This is a genomic window from Mesorhizobium sp. WSM4310 (genome assembly GCF_007003935.1).
In the GTDB taxonomy this organism is placed as follows: Bacteria; Pseudomonadota; Alphaproteobacteria; order Rhizobiales; family Rhizobiaceae; genus Mesorhizobium.
Genome location: NZ_VFTA01000025.1, coordinates 1 through 24003, shown reverse-complemented (window position 1 = coordinate 24003; position 24003 = coordinate 1). Strand labels below are relative to the sequence as shown.

Below are 24003 nucleotides of genomic sequence, written 5' to 3'. Positions count from 1 at the left end.
ACCCTGTTCAACAGGAGATACGGCCATGCCACGAGGCGACAAATCGAAATACACCGACAAGCAGGAGCGCAAAGCCGACCACATTGCGGAAGGCTATGAGAAGCGCGGCATCTCCGAGAAGGAGGCCGAACGCCGCGCCTGGGCCACGGTCAACAAGGATGATGGCGGCGGCAAGAAGGAAGGCGGCTCCGGGCGCGGCAAGCACACCGGCCACCCGGCAGCACACAAGGGCGGCAAGAGCGGCGGCAAGGCGTCAGCCGCACGCCCGGCTGCAAGTCGGTCGGAATCGGCGAGGAAGGCCGCGGCAACGCGCAAGCGGAATGCCGAGCACCATGCCCATTGACGTCGACAAACACCCTTTGGTCCGTCCTGAAAGACCAACATGATGAGGGCACAGGCATGAAATCGCGGCTCGTCAACGAGGCCGGCGGACAGCGAACATTTGTCGTGGTGCTCGACCCCGGCGAAGAAGCGTTCGGCACGCTGACCGCCTTCCCGATCGATCAAGCAGTCGACAGTGCTTCGCTGACAGAGATCGGCGCCTTTGAAAGAGCGATCGTGGGCTGGTTCGACCCCAATGCGAAGACCTACCGCAAAATCCCGATCGACGAACAATGCGAAGTTCTGAGCGCCATTGGCGATGTGGCGCTGGGCGATGACGGCAAGCCCAGTCTCCACGTTCATACGGTGTTAGGATTGAGCGACGGCACGACCCGGGGCGGACACCTGCTCGAGGCCATGGTTCGACCGACGCTGGAAGTGACTTTGATGGAGGCGCCCGGCCACCTGCGCCGTAGCAGGCGTCCGGAATTGGGCGTTGCGTTCATCGACCTGGACGGTTGATTTCGAGCCCGACTGCGGAGTTCAGCCTGCACCCGTCATGCCTTCTTGTCCAACTCCGCCGGTGCCTTGTCCGGCGGCGGCTCCCAGCCAAAGACGCTGCGGCCGCCAAGCAGGTGCGACTGGTCGAATTCGCCGGCAACGATTTCCTTCAGGCTGGGGCCGGTGACATATCGTTCGACCTGCCGCGACTGATCGTCGAGCCGCCGCAGCGCGCCGATTTCCTCGTCGCGGCCAAGCCTGGCTTTCTGCACCGCGGACTTCAGCACGCCGATCGTCTCGTCATAAACCTTGAGCGGAACCGGGAACGGGTGCCTGTCCTTGCCGCCATGGGCGAGTGAGAACCGGCCCGGATCCGAAAACCGGCACGGCGCGCCATGCACCACTTCGGCGACCAGCGCCAACGCGCGCACCGTGCGCGCGCCCACGCCAGGAACCAGGAGAAGCTCGGAAAAATCCGCCGGGCCACGTTCGGCGGCAGCGGCCATGTTGCCATGCAGGCGGCGCATGACGATATCGCTTTCGCGCACATCATGGTGAGCCGGCATGATCAGATGCGGCAGCATCGGCTGTTCCGGAGCCGCCGCTGTACCGGCATCCAGGGCAGCGAATTCGCGCAGGATGCGGTCTGGGCCGAGGTCCTGGAGCAGGTCCAGCTGTCCCTGGCGCGAGGCCTCGGCACGGCGGTCGGTCAGGTTGACGATCTCGCCCTGGTTGGCGCCCTCGATGGCGGCGTGCGGCTGATCGACGAAACTCTTCAAACCTTCGGACAGCCAATGGTAGCGGCGCGCCACCTTGCTGTCGCCGTTCATGCCTTGCTGCACCACCACCCAGTCGCCGTCGTCGGTGACGATGAAGCCGTGCAGATAGAGGTCGAACCCATCCTGGACGGCGGCACTGTCGACCTTGGCGACAAGCCGGCTGACGGTTGCCAGGCGCTGTCCGTCGAAGCCGATGCGCTCGCCGATGGCGGCCAGCTCATGCGGAGTTTTGCGCGAATGGGCGCCACGGCCGCCGCAGACATGAATGCCGAGTTCGCCCGACAGCGGCGTCAGACCGCGTTTCAAGGCGCCGACGACGCTGGTCGTGATGCCGGACGAGTGCCAGTCCATGCCCATGACAGCGCCGAAGGACTGGAACCAGAAGGGATGCGCCAGACGCCGCAGCAACTCGTTGCGGCCATAATGATGGATGATCGCCTCGCACATCACGGCGCCAAGCCGCGTCATGCGGTCGCCGAGCCATTTCGGTACGCGACCGCCGTGAAGTGGAAGATCAGCACTGCCCGATCGTTGCGCCAATTCCGTTGCCTGTTCCGATGTCTGTCTTGTCTCGACAGATAGGTATCCGAGCCCGCGCGAAGAAGCACCTGATGCTTGTGCCGCCTCGACGCCTGGTGACATTCAAGTCCAGTTCGAGAGAACCGTCTCCATCTCGACCGTTTCGACCTGCTGCGCGAAACGTTGGTGATAGACGGTGAGCAGGGCGTCGTGGGTTGCATCGGAAGAACTGCACAGCGCGTCCGTGACGAGAACCACGCGATAGCCGAAATCGATCGCGCCGAGCACCGTGGCCAGAACGCACACGTCGGTTTCACCGCCGGTGATGACCAGCGTATCGATCTCGTGTTCCATCAGAAAGGCTCGCAGACGGCCTTCAAACCAGGGCGAATAAATATGCTTGTCGATGACCGCCGCCGGCGGGCAGTAAGCGGCCAATGCCGGCAACAACTCGACCAATTCCGGACCGATGTTGTCGATCGCCATCGAAGACCAGCGCTCATAGTAGCGCCTCCATGTCCCGACACCCTGCCCCGCCCTCCGCGCGGGCAGGAAGCGCGTGAAGACCGTCTGTTCTGCCCGTCTTTCAACGAGCCTCACAATCTGGGGGAGGACACGCGTGATCCACGGCGTCGCCCACGGCGACGGTTCCGCAAACAGCCGCTGCATATCCACGCAGACATGCATGCACCCGTGACCCAACGGCCCATATGCCAAGCCCGGCACCGACATCAAAGAATATCCGGCTGGCGGTGTCTTCTCATGGACTTCTCCCAGTGTCGTCCAGGACATGGGAACGCCATAAGCCAGGACTCGTTCCTGAGTGGACCGGCGGCAGCCAACGCGATTGATCGACGCGTTCAGCCGGTACGACGCATCGCCCAACCAAGGAGCGATGCATGTCGGCGCGTTCGACGATCCGGCCTCGTTACAGCCCCACTGCAATTATGGATCAGGCCAGCGGCTTATCTGGGTTTGCCGCTGAATAGTCCTGCCGCACCACGACACTGAAGAACGATCGTTGAGCCTACCTCACCACGCGTTTCTCGAGCTTGCGGGCCAAAGTGCGTCGGTGCAGGCCGAGCCGGCGCGCGGTTTCGGAGATGTTGAAGCCGGTCTCGACGAGCGTTTCGTGGATACGCTCCCATTCGAGGTTCTTGATCGAGGTGGGACGGCTGCTCAACGAGACGGAAACATCGCCCTCGGCCCTGCCGAAGGCGGCTTCGATGTCGTCGGTGTTGGCGGGCTTGGCCAGGTAATGACATGCGCCAAGCTTGATCGCCTCGACAGCCGTGGCGATGCTGGCGAAGCCGGTCAGCACGACGATCCTCATCGACGTGTCACGGGCGCTGAGCAGCTTGACGCATTCCAGCCCGGAGCCGCCGGCGCCAAGCTTGAGATCGACGACGGCGTAGGCCGGAACCGCTGTTTCGAGGGCGCCGAGCAGCTCATCCCTGCCGTGGCAGACCACGACGTCGTAGTCACGCTTTTCGAAGGAGCGCTTCAGCGTCTTCGCGAAGGTGGCGTCGTCCTCGACGATAAACAGGGATCGATCAGGCCTCATGATCATCTCCATCGGTCAGCGCCGCGAGCGGCAGCGAAAGCGTAACACAGGCGCCCTGCTCCATGTTGCGCGCCGAAAAGTCGCCCCCCAGCTTTCGAACCACGTTGACGACGAGGAAAAGGCCAAGGCCACCGCCCGGCCGTCCCTTGCTCGACATATAGGGCTGACCGAGTGCGGCCAGAATACCCTGGTCAAAGCCCGGCCCGCGGTCACGCACCGAAATCACCAGTTTCTCGCCCTGCCGCTCGGCGGCGACGCCGACCCAATCCTGCGATGCCTCCAGAGCATTGTCGAACACATTGAAGATGACCTGCTTCAGTGCCGTGTCGGAGACGATCTGCTCGTCAGGTTCGAAATCGTTCTTGTAGTCCAGATTGAGCGGCTGGCGGCTGACACGCCATTCTTGGACGAGATCGTCGAGGAAATGGCGGATGCTGGTGCGGATCGTGCCCTCGCCCCGTGCCTGCCCCGACGACATCAGGATGCCGGACACGATGCTTTTGCAGCGTTCGATCTGCGCCTGCATTTCGGCCACGTCCCCGGCCAGTTCGCGGTTGCGCGTGACGCTGCGGATCTGGCGCCAGTCGGAGAGGATGACGGAGATGGTCGACAGCGGCGTGCCCAGTTCATGCGCGGCACCGGAGGCCAGCAGGCCCATGCGAACGATATGATCCTCCTCGGCCGAGTGCTGGCGCAGATCGGCGAGATAGGCGTCGCGCTCGCGCAGATTGCGGTTGATGCGCGTCATAAAGATGACGATCAGGCCGGCCGCCAGCACGAAGCAGATGAACATGCCCCTGATATGCAGGGCCAGCAGGTCGCTGCCGCCGTGATGCGGGATGGCGATCGGCTGGAACTGGAACGTGAGGAAGACGAAGCAGGCGGAAGCGGCGGCCACCAGGCTCCAGGTGGACCAGGGTGTCAAAAGCGCGGCGCCAAGCGTGATCTGCAGCAGGTAGAGCGACACGAACGGGTTCGAGGCACCGCCGCTGAGGTAAAGCTGGGTCGTCAGCGCCGCCATGTCGAAGATGAGCGCGACGAACAGCTGGGCGTTGCTGATCGGCCGCTGGCCGCGCGAAGCGAGCAGGCTGAAGATGTTCAGCCCGACCAGGAAAAGCACCACCCCGGCCATCTCCCCCAGCGGCAGCGGGATGTCGAACCAGTATTGCGTCACCAGAATGGTGAGCACCTGACCCGCCACCGCCAGCCAGCGCAGCTGGATGAGCAGGAGCAGGTTCTTCCTGTTCGCCGCGTCGGGATCGGGGACCGCGCCGTTCTTGCCCGCAAGCGATGCGGCCGCGAAGGATTTGTCGTTGCCAAGCGTTTGCGTCGGGACGCTCATCGTGCCGGTCCTCGCCGCCGGCGGGCGCCGATCATCGGCGCGGCCAGGGCCGCGGCAAGCATCGCAGCGAGCGTGAACCAGGTCAAAGCATAGACGAGGTGGCTGTTGCGGAGGGTCACGACCGTCAGGCCGCCGCGCGGCCAACCCGCGGATGCTTCCGCATCGACGAAATAAGGGGCGATGTCGTTCGTCAGGCCGCGCGTGGCTGCGATGGCGGCGACGTCGCGCGAATACCAGCGATTGCCCGCCGGATCATTGCTGCGCAGGAAGCCGCCGCCCGGCTCGCTCATGCGCAACAGGCCGTCGATGACGGTCGGCGAGCCGAGCCCGCCGCTTTCTTGTTCGAACTCGGCCTTGCGCTCCTGGGGAATGAAGCCGCGGTTGACCAGCACGACGAAGCCACGGTCGGTCCGCATCGGCGTCAGCACCCAATAGCCGCCGCCAAGCTCCGTCACCGCCTGCACGAGCGTGTTCTTGCCGCCCAAAAAGCGTCCGGCCAACCGCACATGGCTGTACTCGTAACCCGCGGCGGTCATGCCGCCCCATGTCGCCGGGCCTAGCGCATCGACAACCGGCGCATGGATGCGCTGGTCGACGCGTGCGATCAGGTCGAGCTTCCAGACCCGCCTTTCCAACTGCCATATGCCGAGCCCAACGAACACCGTCACGCCGAGGAGCCCAAGCAATGCGAGAAAAAGCCGCGACGCGGATGACCTGCCGGCATCCTTTCCTGGCGCGGCGGCCAAGCTGATGCCGGCCTGCCCGATCCTTACTTCGACAGTGGTCCTCCCCGCGCCCGGCGCCGGGCTCATGGCATCTCGCGCATGTCGTGAAGACCGGGCATCATGTTGGCGTTGAGGTGGTACATGACCCAGAGCGAGCCGGTCAGCACGATGACGACCAGGATCAGCGTGAAGATCAGCGCCAGCATCGACCATCCGCCCTCCGAGGCGGTATTCATATGCAGGAAGAAGACCATGTGGACGACGATCTGCACCACCGCGAAGGCCATGACGACGATGGCCGTGGCCTGCTTGTCGTCGATGGCGCCGCTCATGACCAGCCAGAACGGAATGGCGGTCAGGATCACCGACAGGACGAAGCCGGTCAGATAGCCCTTGAACGACCCGTGCGCGGGCCCGCCATGGCCGTGGCCGTGACCCTGGGCATGATCATGAGCGCTCATCGCAACATCCCCATCAGATAGACGAAGGTGAAGACGCCGATCCAGACGACGTCGAGGAAATGCCAGAACATCGAGAGGCACATCAACCGGCGGCGGTTGGCCTCGGTGAGGCCGAACCGGGAGACCTGCGTCATCAGCGTCACCAGCCAGACGGTGCCGAAGGTGACGTGCAGCCCGTGCGTTCCGACCAGCGTGAAGAAGGACGACAGGAAGGCGCTGCGCTGCGGCGTGGCGCCTTCATGGATCATGTGTGCGAATTCGTAGAGCTCGATCGACAGGAAGGCCAGGCCGAACAGGCCGGTCACGGCAAGCCACGCTTGCGTCGCCGCGACGCGGCCCTTGTCCATGGTCAGCATGGCAAAGCCATAGGTGATCGAGGACAACAGCAGCATGGTGGTGTTGACCGCCACCAGATCGAGATCGAACAGGTCCTTTGGCGCTGGCCCCGCCGCGTAATTGCCGCCGAGCACGCCGTAGGCCGCGAACAGCATGGCGAAGATCAGGCAGTCGCTCATCAGATAGAGCCAGAAGCCGAGCATGGTGCTGCTGCCTTCGGCGTGCGCATGCTCTTCTTCCAGGTGGAAGACCGGTCCGGTGCCGGCCGTGGTCGCACTCGAATCCATGATCAAACCCTAGCCCTGGGCGGCGAGGAGCGTCGTCCTCGCCTCCTCCGTCTGCGTGACCTCGGCAGCCGGAATGTGGAAATCGCGGTGATAGTTGAAGGTGTGGCCGATCGCGGTGGCGATCAGGCAGACGAAGCTCAGCGCCGCCAGCCACCAGATGTACCAGATCAGGCCGAAGCCGAGCGCCACGCTGAAGGCGGCCAGGATGACGCCGGTGCCGGTATTGCTCGGCATTTGGATCGGCTTGAAGCCGGAGAGCGGTCTGACATAGCCAGCCTTCTTCATGTCCCACCAGGCGTCATTGTCGCGCACGACCGGCGTGAACGCGAAGTTGTAGGCGGGCGGTGGCGAGGACGTCGACCATTCGAGCGTGCGGCCGTCCCAGGGATCGCCGGTCGGATCGGTCAGAGCCTCGCGCTTGCGGATGGAGACGAAGATCTGGATCAGGAACGCGGCGATGCCGGCGGCGATCAGCACCGCGCCGAAGGCGGCGATGACGAACCATATCTGCAGCGAGGGATCGTCGAAGACACGCATGCGGCGCGTCACACCCATCAGGCCGAGTATGTAGAGCGGCATGAAGGCGAACCAGAAGCCGACCACCCAGCACCAGAAGGACACCTTGCCCCAGAACGGATCGAGCTTGAAGCCGAAGGCCTTGGGCCACCAGTAGGCGATGCCGGCGAACAGGCCGAACAGCACACCGCCGATGATGACGTTGTGGAAATGCGCGATCAGGAACAGGCTGTTGTGCAGCACGAAGTCCGCCGGCGGCACGGCAAGCAGCACGCCGCTCATGCCGCCGACGACGAAGGTGAGCATGAAGGCCATCGTCCACATCATCGGCAGTTCGAAGCGGATGCGGCCGCGATACATGGTGAACAGCCAGTTGAATATCTTCGCTCCCGTCGGGATCGAGATGATCATCGTGGTGATGCCGAAGAAGGAATTGACGCTGGCGCCGGAGCCCATGGTGAAGAAGTGGTGCAGCCAGACCAGATACGACAGGATGGTGATGACCACCGTCGCGTAGACCATCGAGGTGTAGCCGAACAGGCGCTTGCCGGAGAAGGTCGAGGTGACCTCGGAAAAGACGCCGAACAGCGGCAGGATGAGGATGTAGACTTCCGGGTGACCCCATATCCAGATGAGGTTCACATACATCATCGGGTTGCCGCCGAAGTCGTTGGTGAAGAAGTTGGTGCCGACATAGCGGTCGAGCGCCAGGAGCGAGAGCACCGCCGTCAGCACTGGGAAGGACGCCACGATCAGCACGTTGGTGCACAGCGACGTCCAGGTGAAGACAGGCATGCGCATCATGGTCATGCCGGGCGCGCGCATCTTGATGATCGTGCAGATCAGGTTGATGCCCGACAGCGTGGTGCCGACGCCCGCCACCTGCAGCGCCCAAATGTAATAATCGACGCCGACATCCGGACTGTAGCCGATGCCGGAGAGCGGCGGATAGGCGAGCCAGCCGGTGCGGGCGAATTCGCCGACGAACAGCGAGGCCATGACCAGGATGGCGCCGCCGACCGTCATCCAGAAGCTGAAATTGTTGAGGAACGGGAAGGACACATCGCGCGCGCCGATCTGCAGCGGCACGACAAAGTTCATGAGGCCAGTGACGAAGGGCATCGCCACGAAGAAGATCATGATCACGCCATGCGCGGTGAAGATCTGGTCGTAGTGATGCGAATTGAGGTAGCCCTCGGAACCGTTGAAGGCGATGGCCTGCTGCAGGCGCATCATGATGGCGTCGGAGAAGCCGCGCAGCAGCATGACGAGACCGAGCACCATGTACATGATGCCGATCTTCTTGTGGTCGACGCTGGTGAACCACTCGCGCCACAGGTAACCCCACAGCTTGAAATAGGTGATGACGCCGAAAAGGGCGATGCCGCCGAGCGCCACCGCGACGAAGGTGGCGACGACGATCGGCTCATGCAGCGGCAGCGAGTCCCAGGTGAGACGGCCGAAAATGAATTTGCTCAGCGTATCGGGCATCGGCTGTCTCTCACAATTCGCGCCGCAGCAGGCCGAGCGGCGGCGTATCCGCCTCGGCGCGACGGCTCTCGGTCCCGGGCCTCAGCAGCCCTGCCCCGCGCAGCGGGGAAAGATTCCTGGCCGGCCAATCCTTTGGCGTCGCATCGCTGGTCGCGCGCGCCGCGGCAGCCGCCTCCTCCGCAGTGCAGATGCTGGCGACATAGGAGGGATCGTTGCCGAACACCGCACCACGCCGGGCGAGCTTGTCGTATCGCAGCGGCAGCGTGTTGCGCACACCGGCAAGACCGAGACCGCCCTTGGCGTCGATCGACATCATCTCGTTCATGCACATCTTGCCGCGCTCGACGCACAGATTGAGAATGGCGCCATAAAGATCGGGATCGACGGAGGCATAGTGGCGGACCGGCTCGTTCTCGCTCGGCTTTTCAAGTTCGAGATAGTTGTCGCGGCTGAGCGCCGCCGACGCGGCTCTGGCCTGCGCCACCCACTGGTCGAAAGCCTGGTCAGACAGGCCGCGGAAGGCAAAGCGCATCCCCGAAAAGCCGGCGCCGCTGTAATTGGCCGAGAAGCCGCTATAGGTGCCCGGCCGGTTGATGACGGCGTGGAGCTTCGTCTCCATCGCCGGCATGGCATAGATCTGCCCGGCAAGGGCTGGAATGTAGAAGGAATTCATCACTGCCGACGAGGTGATGCGGAAGTCGATCGGCTGATTGACCGGCGCCGCCAGCTCGTTGACGGAGGCGATGCCGTAATCCGGATAGATGAAGAGCCATTTCCAGTCGAGCGCCACGACCTCGACCCGGAGCGGCTTGTGCGCTTCAGTGACCGGCTGGCCGGGCTCGATGCGGTCGATCCGGCGGTAGGGATCGAGCAGATGCGTGCCGAGCCAGGTCAACGCGCCAAGGCAGATGATGATGAGCAGGGGCGCCGCCCAGATCACCAGCTCCAGCTTCGTCGAATGATCCCAGTCGGGCGCATAGGTCGCCGCGGTGTTGGATTGCCGATAGCGCCAGGCGAAAAAGACAGTCAGCGCCATGACCGGGATGATGATGACCAGCATCAGCAGGGTCGAGACCACGAGCAGGTCGCGCTGCTGGGCCGCGACATCGCCGGCGGGCGCAAGCACGACCAGATCGCAGCCGCTCAACAGCCCGGCCAGGGGGAACAGAAGCAAGGCTCCAAATCGTTTCATCAAACGCTGCCCTCGAAGGACCGCCACAACCGTTCATGTTGCAGTGCGGTATCGATCCAAGGGCTACTGCTCGCGGCGCCGTGGTGACATTGGACAATTTGTCCAATGCCCAGCAGGCATGGCTTTGGCGCAGTGTGCAGTGCACAATGGAACCCTTGGGGAATCCCCGGAATTGGGTTCCGGACACTTCATTCCACGCGGTGGCGACGGATAAGATGGCTCAGACTTCGACTGCCGAAACGAACAGCGAACTGATCGGCTCGCATCATGGCCAGGTCAGCGCGGGCGATATCGCGGTCGGCGTGATCGTCGGCAGGACGTCGGAATTCTTCGACTTCTTCGTCTATGCGATCGCCTCCGTCATCGTGTTTCCCAAGCTGGTGTTCCCGACTCACGATCCGCTCGTCGGCACGCTCTATTCCTTCTGCATCTTCGCTTTGGCCTTCGTCGCGCGTCCGTTCGGCTCCGTGCTGTTCATGGCCATCGACCGCGCCTATGGCCGCGGCGCGAAACTGACGATCGCGCTGTTCCTGCTCGGCACGTCGACCGTCGCCATCGCGTTTCTGCCGGCCTATGGCGACATCGGAGCGGTCGCGGTGTGGCTTTTGGCGCTTGCCCGCATCGGCCAGGGGCTGGCGCTCGGCGGAACATGGGACGGACTGCCCTCGCTACTGGCGCTGAACGCGCCGCAGAACCGACGCGGCTTCTATGCCATGATCCCGCAGCTGGGCGCGCCGATCGGCCTTATCGTGGCAAGCTCCCTCTTCGCCTTCTTCGTCGCCAACCTGTCGGCCGACGACTTCTTCTCCTGGGGCTGGCGCTATCCCTTCTTCGTCGCCTTCGCCATCAATGTCGTGGCCCTGTTCGCCAGGCTGCGCATTGTCGTCACGCCTGAATTCTCGAAATTGTACGAGAGCGGTGACCTGCAGCCGACGCGCATCAGGGACACGATCAGGGCCGAGGGCCAAAACGTCGTGATCGGCGCCTTCGCGCCGCTGGCGAGTTTCGCCCTGTTCCACATGGTCACGGTGTTTCCGCTTTCCTGGGTGTTCCTGTTCACCAATGAGGGGCCGGCACGCTTCCTGATGATCGAGGCGGTGAGCGCGCTGTTCGGCATTGCGGCCATCGTCGCCTCGGGGCCGCTGGCCGATCGCGTCGGACGCCGTGCGCTGCTCGGCGGTTCGGCGATCGCCATCGCGACCTTCAGCGGCTTTGCCCCACAGCTCCTGGATGGCGGCGCCGTCGGCGAGGCGCTGTTCATGGTGCTGGGCTTCATCCTGCTGGGGCTGAGCTTCGGGCAATCGTCGGGCGTCGTCGCCTCGAGCTTTTCGCGGCAATATCGCTATACCGGCTCGGCGATCACTTCGGATCTGGCGTGGATGTTCGGCGCCGGCTTCGCGCCGCTCGCAGCCCTGCTGCTTGCCGGCAATTTCGGCCTCATCGCCGCCGGCGCCTATCTGCTGTCGGGCGCTGCCTGCACGTTGCTTGCCCTGTGGATCGACAGGCGCCGTCCGGCCGCGGACCGTCAGCCCGACTGATCCGCCCAGTTCGCGATTACGGATGGTGCGGTCGATTGCAAGGTCGAACCGGCCCGGCAGGCCATTGCCATGCTCGCCTGCCCAATACGGCATGCGTATTTTGCGCGGAAGGACCATAAAATGGAATCGAGCACCCTGCCGGCCAATCGGCCAGCGGGACACCGCTTCGCTTTGCGAGATGCAGTTATTGCGCTACCCGCACGATGAGTTTGCCGAAGTTCCTGCCTTCGAGAAGGCCCAGGAAAGCCTGCGGCGCGTTCTCCAGGCCATCCACTATATCTTCCCTGTAGCGGACCTGGCCGGACGCCATCCACCCGGCCATATCGCGATAGAAGACGGGGCGCTGGTCGACAAATTCGCGCTGGATGAAGCCCCTGATCGTCAGGCTGCGGTAGAGCACTTGCTGCATCAGCGTTGGCAGCCGGTCGGCGGCGGAAGCCGCGATGGTGTTGTATTGAGCGATCAGCCCGCAGACAGGCACACGCGCGAACTCGTTGAGCAGCGGAAACACCGCATCCCAGACAGGACCGCCGACATTCTCGAAATAGACGTCGATGCCATCGGGACAGGCAGCCTTTAACTGCTCGGCGAAATTGTCGGCCCGGTGGTCGACGACCGCGTCGAAACCGAGCTCCCGTCGCACGAAGGCGCATTTGTCGGCGCCGCCGGCGATGCCAACGGCGCGCGCGCCCTTGATGCGTGCGATCTGGCCGACAGCCGAGCCGACCGCCCCGCTCGCCGCCGCCACGACCACTGTCTCGCCGGCCTTTGGCTGCCCGATGGTGAGCAGGCCGGCATAGGCGGTAAAGCCCGGCATGCCAAGCACGCCGAGTGCGGTGGTGACTGGAGCCGCCGCGGGATCGAGCTTGCGCAGCCCGACACCGTCGGACAGGGCGAAGCCCTGCCATCCCGAGTGCGACAGCACGATATCGCCTTCGGCGAAACCGGCATGGCGGGATCTGACGACTTGCGCAACGGTGCCGCCCTCCATCACGCCGTCGATCTCGACCGGCTTGGCATAGGATTTGGTGGCGTTCATGCGGCCGCGCATATAGGGATCAAGCGACAGATAGAGGATCTGCAGCAACAGTTCGCCCTCGCCCGGCTGGGTGATCCCAACGGACTCGATGCGAAAATCGCTCGGCTTCGGCCGGCCTTGCGGTCGCGCCGCAAGCACGATGCGAATGTTCGTTTCAGTCGACATTGGCTGCTCCGTTTGAACAACGTTCCACGCGAAGAACAGGTGCGGCTATTGGGCCGGGATTCTCGTGCGGCGTCGATCCCTTATACCGTCGTCCGGTGCAAACGTCCTCGTCGGATTCACCAGCTGCGACACCGCATGGTTGGAGGGTCGCCGCCGGGGGATGCTCGGGCTCAAGCCCGTTTCGGGATCTGGATATCCTCGAGCAGAAGCGTCAGCGCCATGGCGACGAAATAGAGCGTCGCCACCCAGATGAACATCACGTTGAAACCACTCGAATAATGGGCGAGTACCACGTCGCGGACCGCGGCCGGCAGGCTTGACGCCAAATGCGGGGTCAGCCCGGTCAAGCCATCCGGCAGCAGAGCGGCGGCATCGGCGGGAAGCTGCGAGGTCTGCCGGTTCAGAGCCCAGGTCATCACCGCGCCGTTCAGCGCCAGTCCCAGCGATGCCCCTATCGTGCGCGCCTGGGTGATCAGCGACGTCACCGCGCCGATATCCTGCAGTGGTGCGGCGGCCTGGATCGCCACGATCAGCACCTGGAACTGCAGGCCCATGCTGATGCCGAACAGGCCCATCATCACCGCCAGCACCCAGATCGGCGTGTGCGAATTGATGAAGACAAAGCCTATCATCAGCAGTCCGCCAATAGCCATCGCCACCACTGGCATCCATTTGTAGCGGCCGGTCGCGGCAATCACCCGCCCGGCCACGATCGAGATGACCATCGAGGTCAGGGAAGCCGGCAGGAACAGGAAGCCGACTTCGGCCGGACTAAGCCCGGTCAACGTCTGCATGTAGAGCGCGAAGTAGAAGAACATGCCGAGCGTCACCGATCCGGCGACCACCGACACGCCCGAGACGATGCGCACGGTCGAGGAGCCGAACAGCCGCAAGGGCACGATCGGCTCCTCGGCCCGCCGCTCGACCAGGATGAACGAGGCGATTGCCGCCAGCGCTACGACCGGCAGCACGAAGGTGAGCAGGTCCGGTCCGGCGGGGTCGAGCACATGATAGCCCCAATAGACGAATGCCGTGGTGCCGATGGCCAGCAGCAAGCCGCCCAGATAGTCGATGCGGTGCCTCTTCTCGTCGAACCGGCTGCGCATGGCGAATGCCAGGATCGCCAGCACGACGATGCCGATCGGCAGATTGACCAGGAACACCCAACGCCACCCGAACAGGCTGGTGATATAGCCGCCGGCCAAGGGACCGAGGACCGACGACAGCGCGAACACCGCCGAACTGTAGCCTTGGTATTTGGCGCGGTCGCGCGGCCCAAACAGTTCGCCGATCATGGCGAAGGCCGAGACCATCAGGCCGCCGCCGCCGATGCCTTGCAGGACGCGCGCCGCGATCAGGCTCTCCATGGACCAGGCCATGCCGCAGACCAGCGAACCCAGCAGGAACAAGGCGATCGCCGTCAACACCACGTTCTTGCGGCCATACATGTCGCCAAGCTTGCCGTAGAAGGGCGCGACGGCGGCGGTGGACAGCAGATAGGCGGCGCCGACCCAGCCGAACAGATGCAGGTTGCCGAGTTCGCCGGCAATGGTGGGCAAGGCGGTAACGACGATCTGCATGTCGATGGTGGCCATGAACATGGCGATCAGCGCGCCGCAATAGACGACCAACGTCGTCATGTCGGGCTTGGCCACGGCCTCTGCGGGCGGCGCGTCCGGGAGGGTCGAGTCGATGCTCATGGGGTGTCTCCGACGTTCGGGGCCGGTTTATGTGCCCGCAGCAGATATATGTCAATATCAAATATATGCTATAAGCATGTAATTGACATCGGCATATATTTTTGCTAGCGCGCTGTGACATGAGCAGCAACGATACCGGGCCGGGCAAGGCCGATCGATTTTCCGGCGTATGCCAGACGCATGGCGATCAGAATCTCGCCGATCTGGCGCGCAGCAACGGCCTGTCCGAAGCGGCGGCCGACGCCGTCGCCGCAATCGATGCGGTGCTGAACAAGGTACGCCGCTCCATCCAGCGCCGGGACTTCGGCCGCTTGATCCTGGCCCGCATCGACCCTTCGCTGGAGGTGAGCCATCTCGATGTCATCATCGCCATCGCGCACAATCCGGCCGTCGGCGACACGCCGCCGGACGAGGTGACGGTCGGCAACATCGCCGAGCGCCTGGGGATCGACCCGTCCCGCGCCAGCCGCATCTCGGCCGATATCGTCGAGCGCGGCTACGCCTTGCGCGTCGCATCGCAACTCGATGCCCGACGCATTTGCCTCAGGCTCACCGCCAGGGGCGAGCGCCTGGTGAGCGCGGTGCGCCAGACCAAATGGCGGATTTTCGCCGAGGCACTGGCGCAATGGGACGAGCAGGAGCTGGTGACGTTCGCCACCCTGCTGGAACGCTTCGCCGGCTGGGCGATCGATGAAGCAGGGATGAGCAGGGCCGCCGACGCCGTCAAGCAGATGATGGACGAGACGGAACCGGTGTAGGGCCTGCCGGGTTCGACCGCCAGCCGGAGTTGGCACGAACCGATGAAGCGCACGACAGGCGCGCGCATGGATCATTGCCGCCGAAGGCGATAGAGCTGGCGAAGAGTTGTCCGTGCCCATCCTTGGCGGATGCCAAGTGCAGCGCTCGCCACCATGAAATTCTCCGCCGTCTTTTTGTGCCGGTGATGCAGCGCGATGGATCGCATCATTCGAAAAGATGCTCGATCCGTCGAACATTCACTGAGCTTGCGCAGTGTTCTTTTTTCTCCTCCGAAAATAAGTCTGTGGATATTGGCTTTGTGACGGGAGCGTGTCGTATCCACCAAATGAAAGGTGCGCAACGATAAGCAACTTGGCTCGGGGGACTCATGAAACGGTTGCTTGTTGGCGCGGCAGTGCTTGCCGCGAGTGTCGTTGGCGCGGATATTTCTGCCTTTTCTTATATTAGCCGAAGTGCAGGAATGGCAGCACTCGCGCAGGAGAACCAAAGCTCTTCCGCGACTGCCGGAAATTCTGCCGCTGGTTACGGCAATGGCGGGGCGGCGCTGGGAACCGGCGGGCAGGCCGCGGGCAGCTCGTCGAGTTCTTCGTCAGCGCAGTCAACCGGAGATGGTTCATCAGGGACCGGCAGTCCTGACGCCGCGGCGAAGGTCGGCGCCAAGCCGGCCGACGACACCAGCACCACGGATGGCACCAAGGCGGCCGACACCGAGACGGCGAAGACCACGGACACCGAGGCCGCCCCAGAGGAGCCGTCGGCGCAGGCAATGGCTGCCGCGACCACGACGACCGACAGCGGCGATCCCGAGGCGATCGGCACACCGAAGGTTGATTTGCCCAAGGCGGCCGGCAACGGCAATCTCGGCTATGCCATCGGCATCGACGTTCCCGCCTTCCACGGCATCGAGCCGCAGATCGCGCTCAACTACAATTCCTCGCGCAAGACCAAGCTCGGCGGCCTCTACCAGGGCTGGCTCGGCTATGCCTGGGGTCTCGATGGCTTCGACGTCATCGAGCGGGCGAGTCCGGGCTATGGCATGCCCGAGTTCCTAGCGACCGATATCTTTCTGCTCGATGGCCAGCCGATGTTTGTTTGCACGCCCGGCATGGTCTCGCCGTCCTGCTCGAACGGCGGCAACCATACGACCGAGAATGAAACCTATCGCCGCATGGCGTATAGTTCGGCAGCCAATGAATGGAAGGTGACCGACAGGGATGGTACGGTCTCGACCTTCCAGTCGGTGGCGGCGGTCGCGGGCATGGCGGCCTCTGACCTTGCCACGAACTATCGCTGGCTGCTGACCTCGGTCACCGACACCAACAACAACACCGTCAGCTACAGCTACTCTTGCCCGGCGAGCCCGGTCTGTTATCCCAACATGATCACCTACAATAGAACGGTGATCGGTTTTCATTACGAGACGCGGCCCGATACGATCCTGATGGGCAATGGGCGCGACATCTCCGAGACGACCCGACGCATCAAGTCGATCAGTGTCTGGGTCAACAACGTGCTGCGCACCGCCTACAAGCTCACCTACGACCAGGCGCCATTCTCCAACGCCTCGCGGCTCACCGCTGTCACGCGCTACGGCAGCGATGCGACGGTTGCCGCCGACGGCACCATCACCGGCGGCACCGCGAAGGTCATGGCCCAGATGACGTATCAGAATACCGATGGGGTGTATGGGACGGTGTCAACCTCATTTGCAGGACGAGGAGATGTGTCCTCGCCGAGGGAGGTCGGGGATTTGGATGCTGATGGCCGAGATGAGATCTTTGGCGACGCCATCCAGACAGTGGATACTTGCACGCACAATCAAGGTCCTTGCCCGGCGCTAAAGCGGACCAAATACATATACAAATTCAGTTCCAGTGGAACCCTGGCGGAGACAGTGTCCCTGGTTCTGGACACGCTCGACAATACCAACAGTGATTCGATCCCCCCGGGGTATTTGTCGCAACCTGGTCGCTTTCTGGCCACCAAGAACACCACGGACTTCGCGGATTCTGCTATCCAGAACTACGTCAATGGCGCAACGGGCCGGGTCACCTATACGACGACGAACTCTATCATCATGACAGATGCCTCGCTGGGCCTGACGAGAACCATCTGCCCAACTTCGCTCGCCGGTTACCAAGCCATTTGCAATGCATTTCCAACCAGTTCGCCATGGACCAAACCGTCAACATGGATCGTGACGGATTTCGATGGTGATGGCGTTGACAGCTTGAATGCAGGGAGTGAGCCCCTGGGCATTGGCGATTTCCTCGGCAACGGCCGGCAACAGCCACTGTACACATACGGAAGCTCCGTTGGGAAAGGCGTCCTTTCGGATGGCGCCTGGCAGGGCGGCGGGACTTCCTTCGGGATCGCCTGCCCCACAAAATGGTATACCGGCAACGGCACCTGCGTTCTTGCAGATGTCAATGGCGATGGGGCGACCGATATTTTCCGCTACAACGGCTCCAACATCAGCGCCGGAGTGTGGCTGTCGACTGGTATTGGCTTCAAGAGCTACACGGTCTCCTCCATGGCGGGGACATCGGCTGTTCTGCGTGACTTCGACAATGACGGAAAGTCTGACGTCATCACGATCGGAGGCACTGTGACCAGTTCTCAGGGCCGGACTGGCCCGGTCAGGGTGTTTTCGCTGCGGCCGTCGTCGACGGCGATGACGCCGGCGGAGTTCACGTTGCCTTCGTCGATGACGGCCGGCACGGTGGTCGGCGACTTCAACGGCGACGGCTTGCCGGACTTCCCTGGGTTCATTTCGAACGCCGGCACGGGCAATCCGAACCTGCTGAAGCAGATCATCACGGAGCTCGGCGGCACGGTCGCGGCCGAGTACACGCCGTCCTCTACCTGGACGAACAACTACCTGCCGCAGGTGGTGCATGCGGTGACGAAGCTCTCCGTCAGCGACGGCCGTGGCCAGACGGCGGTGAGCACCTATCAGTATGCCGGCGGCAAGTACGATCCGGCGGCGCGCAAGTTTTTGGGTTTTGCCTCGATCGTCGAGACCAGGCCGCTGGCCAATGGCGAGACGGCGCCCTCGACGGTGACGACCACCTATCGCCAGGATCTGGCGAGCTATGGCCTGCCGTCGCTGACGGTGTGGAAGGATGGCGCGGGCACGGTGCACAAGCGGGTGGCCGAGACCTATGCGGTCAACACGGCGGCAAAGCCCTACACCGTGCAGAACACGGCGACCGACACGACGTTCATCGAGAATGTCACGTACACGCTCCGGGTCGAGCGCGGCTTTGACGCCTATAACAATGTCGTCAGCCTGAAGGACTATGGCCGCACGGACGCCAGCGGCGACGAGACCTGGACCGAGCGCTTCTTCTCGCCCAACACCTCGGCCTACATCGTCTCCGCCCTGATTGCCGAGCGGACGCATGCCGGCCTGACCAGCACCGATCCCTATGTCGGCTACAGGCACAATTACTATGACGGGAATACCGACGTCTGGGCGGTGCCGACCAAGGGCAATCTGACCCGGGTGCTGACCGTCAGCGATGTCACCTCGACGCCGCAAAAGTCGGTGAGTCAGTACTTTACCTATGACAGCTATGGCAACAAGATCTCGGCCACCAACGGCCTCGGCCACAAGACCGAATGGGACTATGACGCCACCTATCACCTCTACCCCGTAACCGAGCGGGCACCGCGTTACTTCGCGACGGGCGGGCAGACGGCCGACACGCGCTTTGTCTCGACCGCCACCTACAATTCTGTCTGCGGCCTGCCGGCGACCAGGACCGACTTCAACGGCCTGGTGAAAACCTTCACCTACGATGCGTTCTGCCGTCCGTACCAGATCTCGCAGAGTGTGACCGGCGCCTATGTCAGGACGCAGTTCTTCGCCGAAGGCGATCCGAACAATCAGCGGTTGATCAAATACACGCCGCTGCCCAATGGCGCGGGTGAGGACTTTACCGTCTCCCGCTATGACGGGCTTGGCCGGGTCTATCGCGTGGAAGCCCCCGGCGATACCCCCGCTGCTCCAAGGCGCTTCACCGAGACCGACTATGACCCGCGCGGCAATGTGCTGCGCACCGCGTTTCCGCATTTCACCGACCAAACGCCGCAGTGGACCACCAACAGCTACGACTGGGCCGACCGGCTGACGAAGACCGTCAATCCGGATGGCAGCCAGCGCAGCTATCTCAACGACCTGGCCACCGCGCCCACCACCACCCCGCGACTGCATGGCACGACAATGACCGACGAGCTCGGCCACCAGACCCGAACGGCATGGTCGACGCGTGGCGATGTCGCGGGCGTGGTTCGTGACTTCGCCGGTCTTCAGCTGGCGCAAACCCGCACCTTCGACGTGCTTGGCCGGCTGGTCGGTCTTACCGACACCAGCGGCTCGCCCTGGACTTACACCTACGACATGCTCGGCAACCGGCTGTCGGCGTCGGATCCCGATCTCGGCACCTGGACCTATGTCTACGATGCCGCCAACCGGCTGATCAAACAGACCGATGCCAGGGGCACGGTCACCAATCTCAGCTACGACCAGATGGACCGGCTGATCCTGAAGACGGCAACCGCACCCGGCGGCAGCCCGGTTGTGCTGACCCAGAACACCTATGACCAGGCGGCTCCAAGCTATTGGTACAATATCGGCCAGCTCACCACCTCGACCAATGCGACTGTGACGCACAGCTACAATTATGACGGGCTTGGCAAGCTCGGCCGGCATGACACGACCCTTGCCGGCCTGACGCACATCACGGTCGACATCCACGATCGCTCCGGCCAAATGATCCTGAAGAATTATCAGGCGCCGTCGGACCTGTGGTTCGGCACTTGGGACGACCCGCTGCAATACACCGCCGGCAACAGGCTCTACTCGGCTCCCGGCTTCATCACCTCGACCGTCTACGAGGCCGATGGCCAGACCAAGGAGATCACCTACGCCAATGGCGTCAAAACCGCCTTCGCCTATTCGCCGACCCGGCGCTGGCTGACGCGCGTCACCACCGCGAAGGGCGCCACCATCCTGCTCGACGACCAGTATGTGCGCGACGCTCTCGGCCGCATCACCACCATCGCGGGGCGGACACCCTCCGACAGCTGGAATTATGGCTATGACGATGCCGACCGGCTGATCTCAAGCACCAATCTGGGCAACGCCAGCTTGAGCGAAAGCTTCGTCTATGCCGCCAACGACAATCTGATCTCACGCAGCCGTGTGGCCGGCAGCTATGTCTATCCCGCGGCCACATCCCCTCGCCCGCATGCACCCGTCAGTGTTGGTGCCAATGCGATGGCCTATGACGCCAACGGCAATCTCACCTCCGACGGCAGCCGCACGCTGAGCTGGGACGAGGCCAACCGGCTGAAGACGGTCAGCCTTGCCTCCAACACCGTCAACCTTGCCTATGGTCCTGACGGAGCGCGGGCGAAGAAGAGCTCGAGCTATGCGACGACGCTCTATCCCGACGCCGATGTCGAGATCGATCCGAAAACACCGGGAGCGGAGATCTACACCCGCTACCCCCATCCCGACATCAAGGTCGTCAACGGCGTCAAATATTTCCTCCATCGCGACCACCTGGCCTCGGTGCGCATGGTCACCGATGGGGCGGGCAACATCGTCGAGCAAACCAACTACGCCACCTACGGCGAGCGCCTCAACACCGGCTTCCAGACGCAGAGGAGCTACATCGGCGAACGCTTCGATGCCGAGACCGGGCTGATGTATCTCAATGCGCGGTATATGGATCCGGTGCTGGGGCGGTTTATTTCGCCGGATGATTGGGATCCGACCAAGGAAGGGGTTGGCACAAATCGATATGCCTATGCCCAGAACGATCCAGTCAATAAGAGCGATCCGAATGGACACGTTGCTAGTACGCCATCATCGGCGAAAGCCGCCAAGGACAGAGCAGCCGCAGAAAAACAAGCTCAAGAGCAAGACAAAGAATCGGACAAGTTGGCGGCATCTCTGCGCCAATCAGATGGTGATCTCAGTGTTCTTAAAGGTGCTCCAGAAGACGTAGCCAAAAAGGCACTAGCAAAATACGAGCTTAGTAGGTCTGGTGCAGTTCAAACCGCCGATGGTGTTTTCGGATTGCTTCCAACTCCGGGAGGTATTGTGAACCTCGCGAGGGCCGGCTTCTTCACTCGAGCAGTTGTTGGAACTTCGGATATTTCGGTAGAGTCAATCCTATCGAATGCCGCTACCAGCGCGGCGCAGAAGGTAGGGCCAGGCAAAGGCGCCGTATACGGTACCAAGGTGCATACCGCATTTGAAAATGAAGTCAAAGCACTTGTCGATCCCAAACTTTCTACTGAAGTATCTTACAAAGGGGGTTTACCGGTTCCACGCGGAACCCCTGGCTCGGTACGTGTGGATGTTGTAGAAGGCCCTATAGCAAACCCCGGCACCGCCTACGACTTGAAAACAGGCAAAGCTTCCTTAGACTTGAATAGAGTGACTCAAATCCAAAACAATATGCCATCGCTACCGAACGGCTCACCGGTTCCGGTAAAGGAGATACGACCGTGAACGAAAGAGGTTTTACTTCGATTATTAAGAAAATACTGCCTCAGCTGAGGGGGTACAAGATCTACAATGGGTTAGTTTATAAGAGCCCGGTTGATGACTTGCTGATGGCCATTACATATAATAGCTCGTCAAACGACAAGAACTCATTTTATATTCAATATTTTTTCATACCACTCTTTGTTCCAACAGAATCTCTGCACTTTGCATTCGGAGATCGTGCCGTCCCCCGGCCGGGAGTGACCGGGTGGTATTATGATATGCCAAACCTGACCGAAGAAATTAGGCTATCGTTGCTCGCGCAAGCATTGCCGTTTCTGAATAACATTAAGTCACCCGGCGATGCTGCCCGTACATTGAAATCAAGATCGCAAGACAACCCACATATCCGGAGGGCGATCGCTTTCTGCGCGGCGCGGGAGGGTAACGTTGACGAAGCCGTGCGAGAACTCGACCAGCTCATTAGCAGCGTCAAAATCCGCACAAATTGGGAACTTGAAATAAAAGAGACGGCAATATTACTAAGAGAAAAATTGATTGTTGGAATAATTGAAGCAAATGACCAGCTAAATTCTTGGAGATCAAAGACCATTGAAAATTTAAAGCTTGAAAAGATAGTTCAAAAATAAAGCGAGATTACGGTGACAGTGCACTTTTTTCGATGTCCTCCCGGTCGTCGCATGTGTAAACTTCCGACATGGCCGGCCTTGCCCGCACTGTCATTCCCGGTCTGCCGCACCAAGTGACGCAGCGCGGTAACGGGCGGGCCAAAGCGTTCTTCACCCCCGAGGACTATCCGCTCTACAAGCCCCTGCTCGTCGAGCATTGCCGCGTCGCCAATGTCGGCATCTGGGCGTGGTGCCTGATGCCAAACCATGTGCCTCTGATCCTGACGCCGGCCGATCCGGGTGGCCTACGGCGCGCGCTCGCCAAAGTGCACCGCGGCAAAAGAAAACCGGAAATTTCTGGCAAGGGCGCTTCGGTACGTCGCGATGGACGAGGACCACCTTTTGTCGGCGGTGCGGTATGTCGGACTGAACCCGGTGCGCGCGGGGCTGGTGAAACAGGCGGCCGATTGGCCCTGATCAAGCGCTCGGGCGTATCTGACAGGTGAGCCCGATGGCGTTACCGATCCGCAGCCAATGAGGCACCGCCTGCCATCATCGAGCGGGCTGTTCGACCTGGCCGAGACGGATGCCGCGGCCTTCGACGCCCTACGCAAGGCCGAGAGCATCGGCGGGCCGGTGGGCGGCGAGGCGTTTCTCAGCCGGATTGCCGGGCAACCGGAAAAGCTGTGAAACCAGGAAAGCGGGGGCCGGCGGGGAAAAATTAGTGCACTGTCACCGTAATTCCGGTCTGCACCCCACGGCGAGACGCATGCAAATAAATCAGATTGTGCTAATATAAAGGCGTCATGTAATTTCACGCATGACGAGCATCGGGAGGATGCGATGAAAGCCATGAATCGCAGGTCTGCAATTGCCCTCGGTTTGACCACCGTCGCGGCATCACCTTTGTTCACTCTGGCTGCTTCCGCAAAAGCCAAGAAATACGGCCCGAAGGACGGCAAGGAGATTGCGCCCGGTGTCAGAGTGGTTGAAGTCGGCACCGGAAACTCCGACATTCCCGCCTACAAGAGCATCTCGATTGTCGACGTCGTCTTTCAGCCCGGAGCACACGCGCCTCAAACTGTGATGGACAACGACATGGTATGCACGATTACTTCCGGCGCATTCGCCATCAAGAAAGCTGACAAGGAATTCAAGCTAAAGGTAGGCGACGTCTATACCTGCTCCAAAGGCAAAACTGACGAGGCAACGAACACGAGCAAGGAGGTCGGCGTGCATCGCATCGCAGTCCTGATACCTGCGTAGTAAGACCAGGCTGCCCGATCGATTTGCGCGTTGATTGCGCGCCTCGAGTGTCTCGCAAGCCATTTTGAACATTTGGCGAGATTTGGAAAAGTCGGTCGCTCGCCGCGAACGTTGGTGCCGATGTCCGGCATGGTCGCCGTGGCTGTGCCTGTGCGGATGCGCATGCACGCCGCGCGAGCGAATTACGGTGACAGTGCACTTTTGCCATGGCGGCTTGGCCGCCTAGGCGGCGAAGGCCATGCCAACCCTTGAGGCCAAAGCAGCCCGAGCGAGTTTGCGCTTCTCTGCCGAAGTAGCAGCCGTCGTCCATCTATATCCAGATCGCTGACGCTCCGGTCCTAACCCGTCCCCCCCTCCCCCACCTACCC

At 62.1% G+C, this 24003-nt stretch carries 20 protein-coding genes; 9 read left to right on the top strand and 11 right to left on the bottom strand.

All coding sequences use genetic code 11. The annotated features are described in order from the left end of the window. Window positions 1–25: 25 nt before the first annotated feature. Both FJV80_RS23880 and FJV80_RS23875 read left to right on the top strand, forming a co-directional pair. A complete protein-coding gene (locus FJV80_RS23880; protein WP_095771368.1) occupies window positions 26–343 on the top strand; it encodes a plasmid stabilization protein in 318 nt (105 codons plus the stop codon). A 56-nt stretch (window positions 344–399) separates the two neighbouring features. Then, window positions 400–843: a PPC domain-containing DNA-binding protein gene (locus FJV80_RS23875; RefSeq protein WP_142877578.1), complete on the top strand. Its 444-nt coding sequence runs from the start codon at window positions 400–402 to the stop codon at window positions 841–843. A 35-nt stretch (window positions 844–878) separates the two neighbouring features. Here FJV80_RS23875 and FJV80_RS23870 read toward each other — a convergent pair whose 3' ends face one another. The 9 genes from FJV80_RS23870 to cyoA form a co-directional block, all read right to left on the bottom strand. Further along, window positions 879–2141 carry a DUF763 domain-containing protein gene (locus FJV80_RS23870; protein ID WP_095771369.1) on the bottom strand — a complete coding sequence of 421 codons (1263 nt, stop codon included), beginning with the start codon at window positions 2139–2141 and terminating at the stop codon, window positions 879–881. Between the two features lie 102 nt (window positions 2142–2243). Next, window positions 2244–2852, bottom strand: coding sequence for an isochorismatase family cysteine hydrolase (locus tag FJV80_RS23865; protein ID WP_095771370.1), 609 nt, complete (start codon window positions 2850–2852; stop codon window positions 2244–2246). A 295-nt stretch (window positions 2853–3147) separates the two neighbouring features. Next, entirely contained in the window at window positions 3148–3684 is a 537-nt protein-coding gene (locus FJV80_RS23860) for a response regulator transcription factor (RefSeq protein WP_179296128.1), read from the bottom strand. Then, window positions 3674–5026 (bottom strand): ATP-binding protein, encoded by a 1353-nt coding sequence (locus tag FJV80_RS23855; RefSeq protein ID WP_142877577.1) that lies wholly within the window; start codon window positions 5024–5026, stop codon window positions 3674–3676. The genes FJV80_RS23860 and FJV80_RS23855 overlap by 11 nt, the downstream gene beginning before the upstream one ends. Continuing rightward, a complete protein-coding gene (locus FJV80_RS23850) occupies window positions 5023–5838 on the bottom strand; it encodes an SURF1 family protein (RefSeq protein WP_246689038.1) in 816 nt (271 codons plus the stop codon). Before FJV80_RS23850 ends, FJV80_RS23855 begins: the two co-directional genes overlap by 4 nt. After that, a complete protein-coding gene (gene cyoD / locus FJV80_RS23845) occupies window positions 5835–6212 on the bottom strand; it encodes a cytochrome o ubiquinol oxidase subunit IV (RefSeq protein WP_142877576.1) in 378 nt (125 codons plus the stop codon). The genes FJV80_RS23850 and cyoD overlap by 4 nt, the downstream gene beginning before the upstream one ends. Then, entirely contained in the window at window positions 6209–6835 is a 627-nt protein-coding gene (gene cyoC / locus FJV80_RS23840; protein WP_142877575.1) for a cytochrome o ubiquinol oxidase subunit III, read from the bottom strand. Before cyoC ends, cyoD begins: the two co-directional genes overlap by 4 nt. Window positions 6836–6844: 9 nt before the next feature. Then, window positions 6845–8842 (bottom strand): cytochrome o ubiquinol oxidase subunit I, encoded by a 1998-nt coding sequence (cyoB, locus tag FJV80_RS23835; protein WP_142877574.1) that lies wholly within the window; start codon window positions 8840–8842, stop codon window positions 6845–6847. A 10-nt stretch (window positions 8843–8852) separates the two neighbouring features. After that, complete coding sequence (gene cyoA, locus FJV80_RS23830; protein ID WP_142877573.1) at window positions 8853–10034, bottom strand: ubiquinol oxidase subunit II; 1182 nt, start codon at window positions 10032–10034, stop codon at window positions 8853–8855. Window positions 10035–10249: 215 nt separating this feature from the next. Between cyoA and FJV80_RS23825 the strand changes: the two genes are divergently transcribed. Beyond that, window positions 10250–11572, top strand: coding sequence for an MFS transporter (locus FJV80_RS23825; protein ID WP_142877572.1), 1323 nt, complete (start codon window positions 10250–10252; stop codon window positions 11570–11572). A gap of 184 nt (window positions 11573–11756) precedes the next feature. On the opposite strand, the gene FJV80_RS23820 is transcribed toward FJV80_RS23825, so the two are convergent. Further along, window positions 11757–12776 (bottom strand): NADP-dependent oxidoreductase, encoded by a 1020-nt coding sequence (locus FJV80_RS23820; RefSeq protein ID WP_142877571.1) that lies wholly within the window; start codon window positions 12774–12776, stop codon window positions 11757–11759. A 170-nt stretch (window positions 12777–12946) separates the two neighbouring features. Beyond that, window positions 12947–14476 (bottom strand): MDR family MFS transporter, encoded by a 1530-nt coding sequence (locus tag FJV80_RS23815; protein ID WP_142877570.1) that lies wholly within the window; start codon window positions 14474–14476, stop codon window positions 12947–12949. A gap of 119 nt (window positions 14477–14595) precedes the next feature. Here FJV80_RS23815 and FJV80_RS23810 point away from each other — a divergent pair, with 119 nt between their 5' ends. From FJV80_RS23810 to FJV80_RS23785, 6 genes are all read left to right on the top strand, one after another. After that, window positions 14596–15234 carry a MarR family winged helix-turn-helix transcriptional regulator gene (locus FJV80_RS23810; RefSeq protein WP_142877569.1) on the top strand — a complete coding sequence of 213 codons (639 nt, stop codon included), beginning with the start codon at window positions 14596–14598 and terminating at the stop codon, window positions 15232–15234. A gap of 461 nt (window positions 15235–15695) precedes the next feature. Next, complete coding sequence (locus FJV80_RS34650) at window positions 15696–21764, top strand: RHS repeat-associated core domain-containing protein (RefSeq protein WP_185975256.1); 6069 nt, start codon at window positions 15696–15698, stop codon at window positions 21762–21764. After that, window positions 21761–22390: a hypothetical protein gene (locus tag FJV80_RS23795; RefSeq protein ID WP_142877568.1), complete on the top strand. Its 630-nt coding sequence runs from the start codon at window positions 21761–21763 to the stop codon at window positions 22388–22390. Before FJV80_RS34650 ends, FJV80_RS23795 begins: the two co-directional genes overlap by 4 nt. Before the next feature lie 68 nt (window positions 22391–22458). After that, window positions 22459–22875: a hypothetical protein gene (locus FJV80_RS23790; protein WP_246689037.1), complete on the top strand. Its 417-nt coding sequence runs from the start codon at window positions 22459–22461 to the stop codon at window positions 22873–22875. Window positions 22876–22903: 28 nt separating this feature from the next. Beyond that, complete coding sequence (locus tag FJV80_RS35255) at window positions 22904–23059, top strand: hypothetical protein (protein ID WP_246689036.1); 156 nt, start codon at window positions 22904–22906, stop codon at window positions 23057–23059. 153 nt (window positions 23060–23212) lie between these two features. Then, the gene (locus FJV80_RS23785) at window positions 23213–23635 is read left to right on the top strand and encodes a hypothetical protein (protein ID WP_142877567.1); all 423 of its coding nucleotides are present in this window, start codon (window positions 23213–23215) and stop codon (window positions 23633–23635) included. The last annotated feature ends 368 nt before the right edge of the window (window positions 23636–24003 follow it).

Excerpts from the sequence above, each read along its gene's own strand:
- FJV80_RS23880 (WP_095771368.1), top strand. The coding sequence starts at position 26 with ATGCCACGAGGCGACAAATCGAAATACACCGACAAGCAGGAGCGCAAA.
- FJV80_RS23875 (WP_142877578.1), top strand. The coding sequence starts at position 400 with ATGAAATCGCGGCTCGTCAACGAGGCCGGCGGACAGCGAACATTTGTC.
- FJV80_RS23865 (WP_095771370.1), bottom strand. The coding sequence starts at position 2,852 with ATGTCGGTGCCGGGCTTGGCATATGGGCCGTTGGGTCACGGGTGCATG.
- FJV80_RS23860 (WP_179296128.1), bottom strand. The coding sequence starts at position 3,684 with ATGAGGCCTGATCGATCCCTGTTTATCGTCGAGGACGACGCCACCTTC.
- FJV80_RS23855 (WP_142877577.1), bottom strand. The coding sequence starts at position 5,026 with ATGAGCGTCCCGACGCAAACGCTTGGCAACGACAAATCCTTCGCGGCC.
- FJV80_RS23850 (WP_246689038.1), bottom strand. The coding sequence starts at position 5,838 with ATGAGCCCGGCGCCGGGCGCGGGGAGGACCACTGTCGAAGTAAGGATC.
- cyoD (WP_142877576.1), bottom strand. The coding sequence starts at position 6,212 with ATGAGCGCTCATGATCATGCCCAGGGTCACGGCCACGGCCATGGCGGG.
- cyoC (WP_142877575.1), bottom strand. The coding sequence starts at position 6,835 with ATGGATTCGAGTGCGACCACGGCCGGCACCGGACCGGTCTTCCACCTG.
- cyoB (WP_142877574.1), bottom strand. The coding sequence starts at position 8,842 with ATGCCCGATACGCTGAGCAAATTCATTTTCGGCCGTCTCACCTGGGAC.
- cyoA (WP_142877573.1), bottom strand. The coding sequence starts at position 10,034 with ATGAAACGATTTGGAGCCTTGCTTCTGTTCCCCCTGGCCGGGCTGTTG.
- FJV80_RS23825 (WP_142877572.1), top strand. The coding sequence starts at position 10,250 with ATGGCTCAGACTTCGACTGCCGAAACGAACAGCGAACTGATCGGCTCG.
- FJV80_RS23820 (WP_142877571.1), bottom strand. The coding sequence starts at position 12,776 with ATGTCGACTGAAACGAACATTCGCATCGTGCTTGCGGCGCGACCGCAA.
- FJV80_RS23815 (WP_142877570.1), bottom strand. The coding sequence starts at position 14,476 with ATGAGCATCGACTCGACCCTCCCGGACGCGCCGCCCGCAGAGGCCGTG.
- FJV80_RS23810 (WP_142877569.1), top strand. The coding sequence starts at position 14,596 with ATGAGCAGCAACGATACCGGGCCGGGCAAGGCCGATCGATTTTCCGGC.
- FJV80_RS34650 (WP_185975256.1), top strand. The coding sequence starts at position 15,696 with ATGGCAGCACTCGCGCAGGAGAACCAAAGCTCTTCCGCGACTGCCGGA.
- FJV80_RS23790 (WP_246689037.1), top strand. The coding sequence starts at position 22,459 with ATGGCCGGCCTTGCCCGCACTGTCATTCCCGGTCTGCCGCACCAAGTG.
- FJV80_RS35255 (WP_246689036.1), top strand. The coding sequence starts at position 22,904 with ATGAGGCACCGCCTGCCATCATCGAGCGGGCTGTTCGACCTGGCCGAG.
- FJV80_RS23785 (WP_142877567.1), top strand. The coding sequence starts at position 23,213 with ATGAAAGCCATGAATCGCAGGTCTGCAATTGCCCTCGGTTTGACCACC.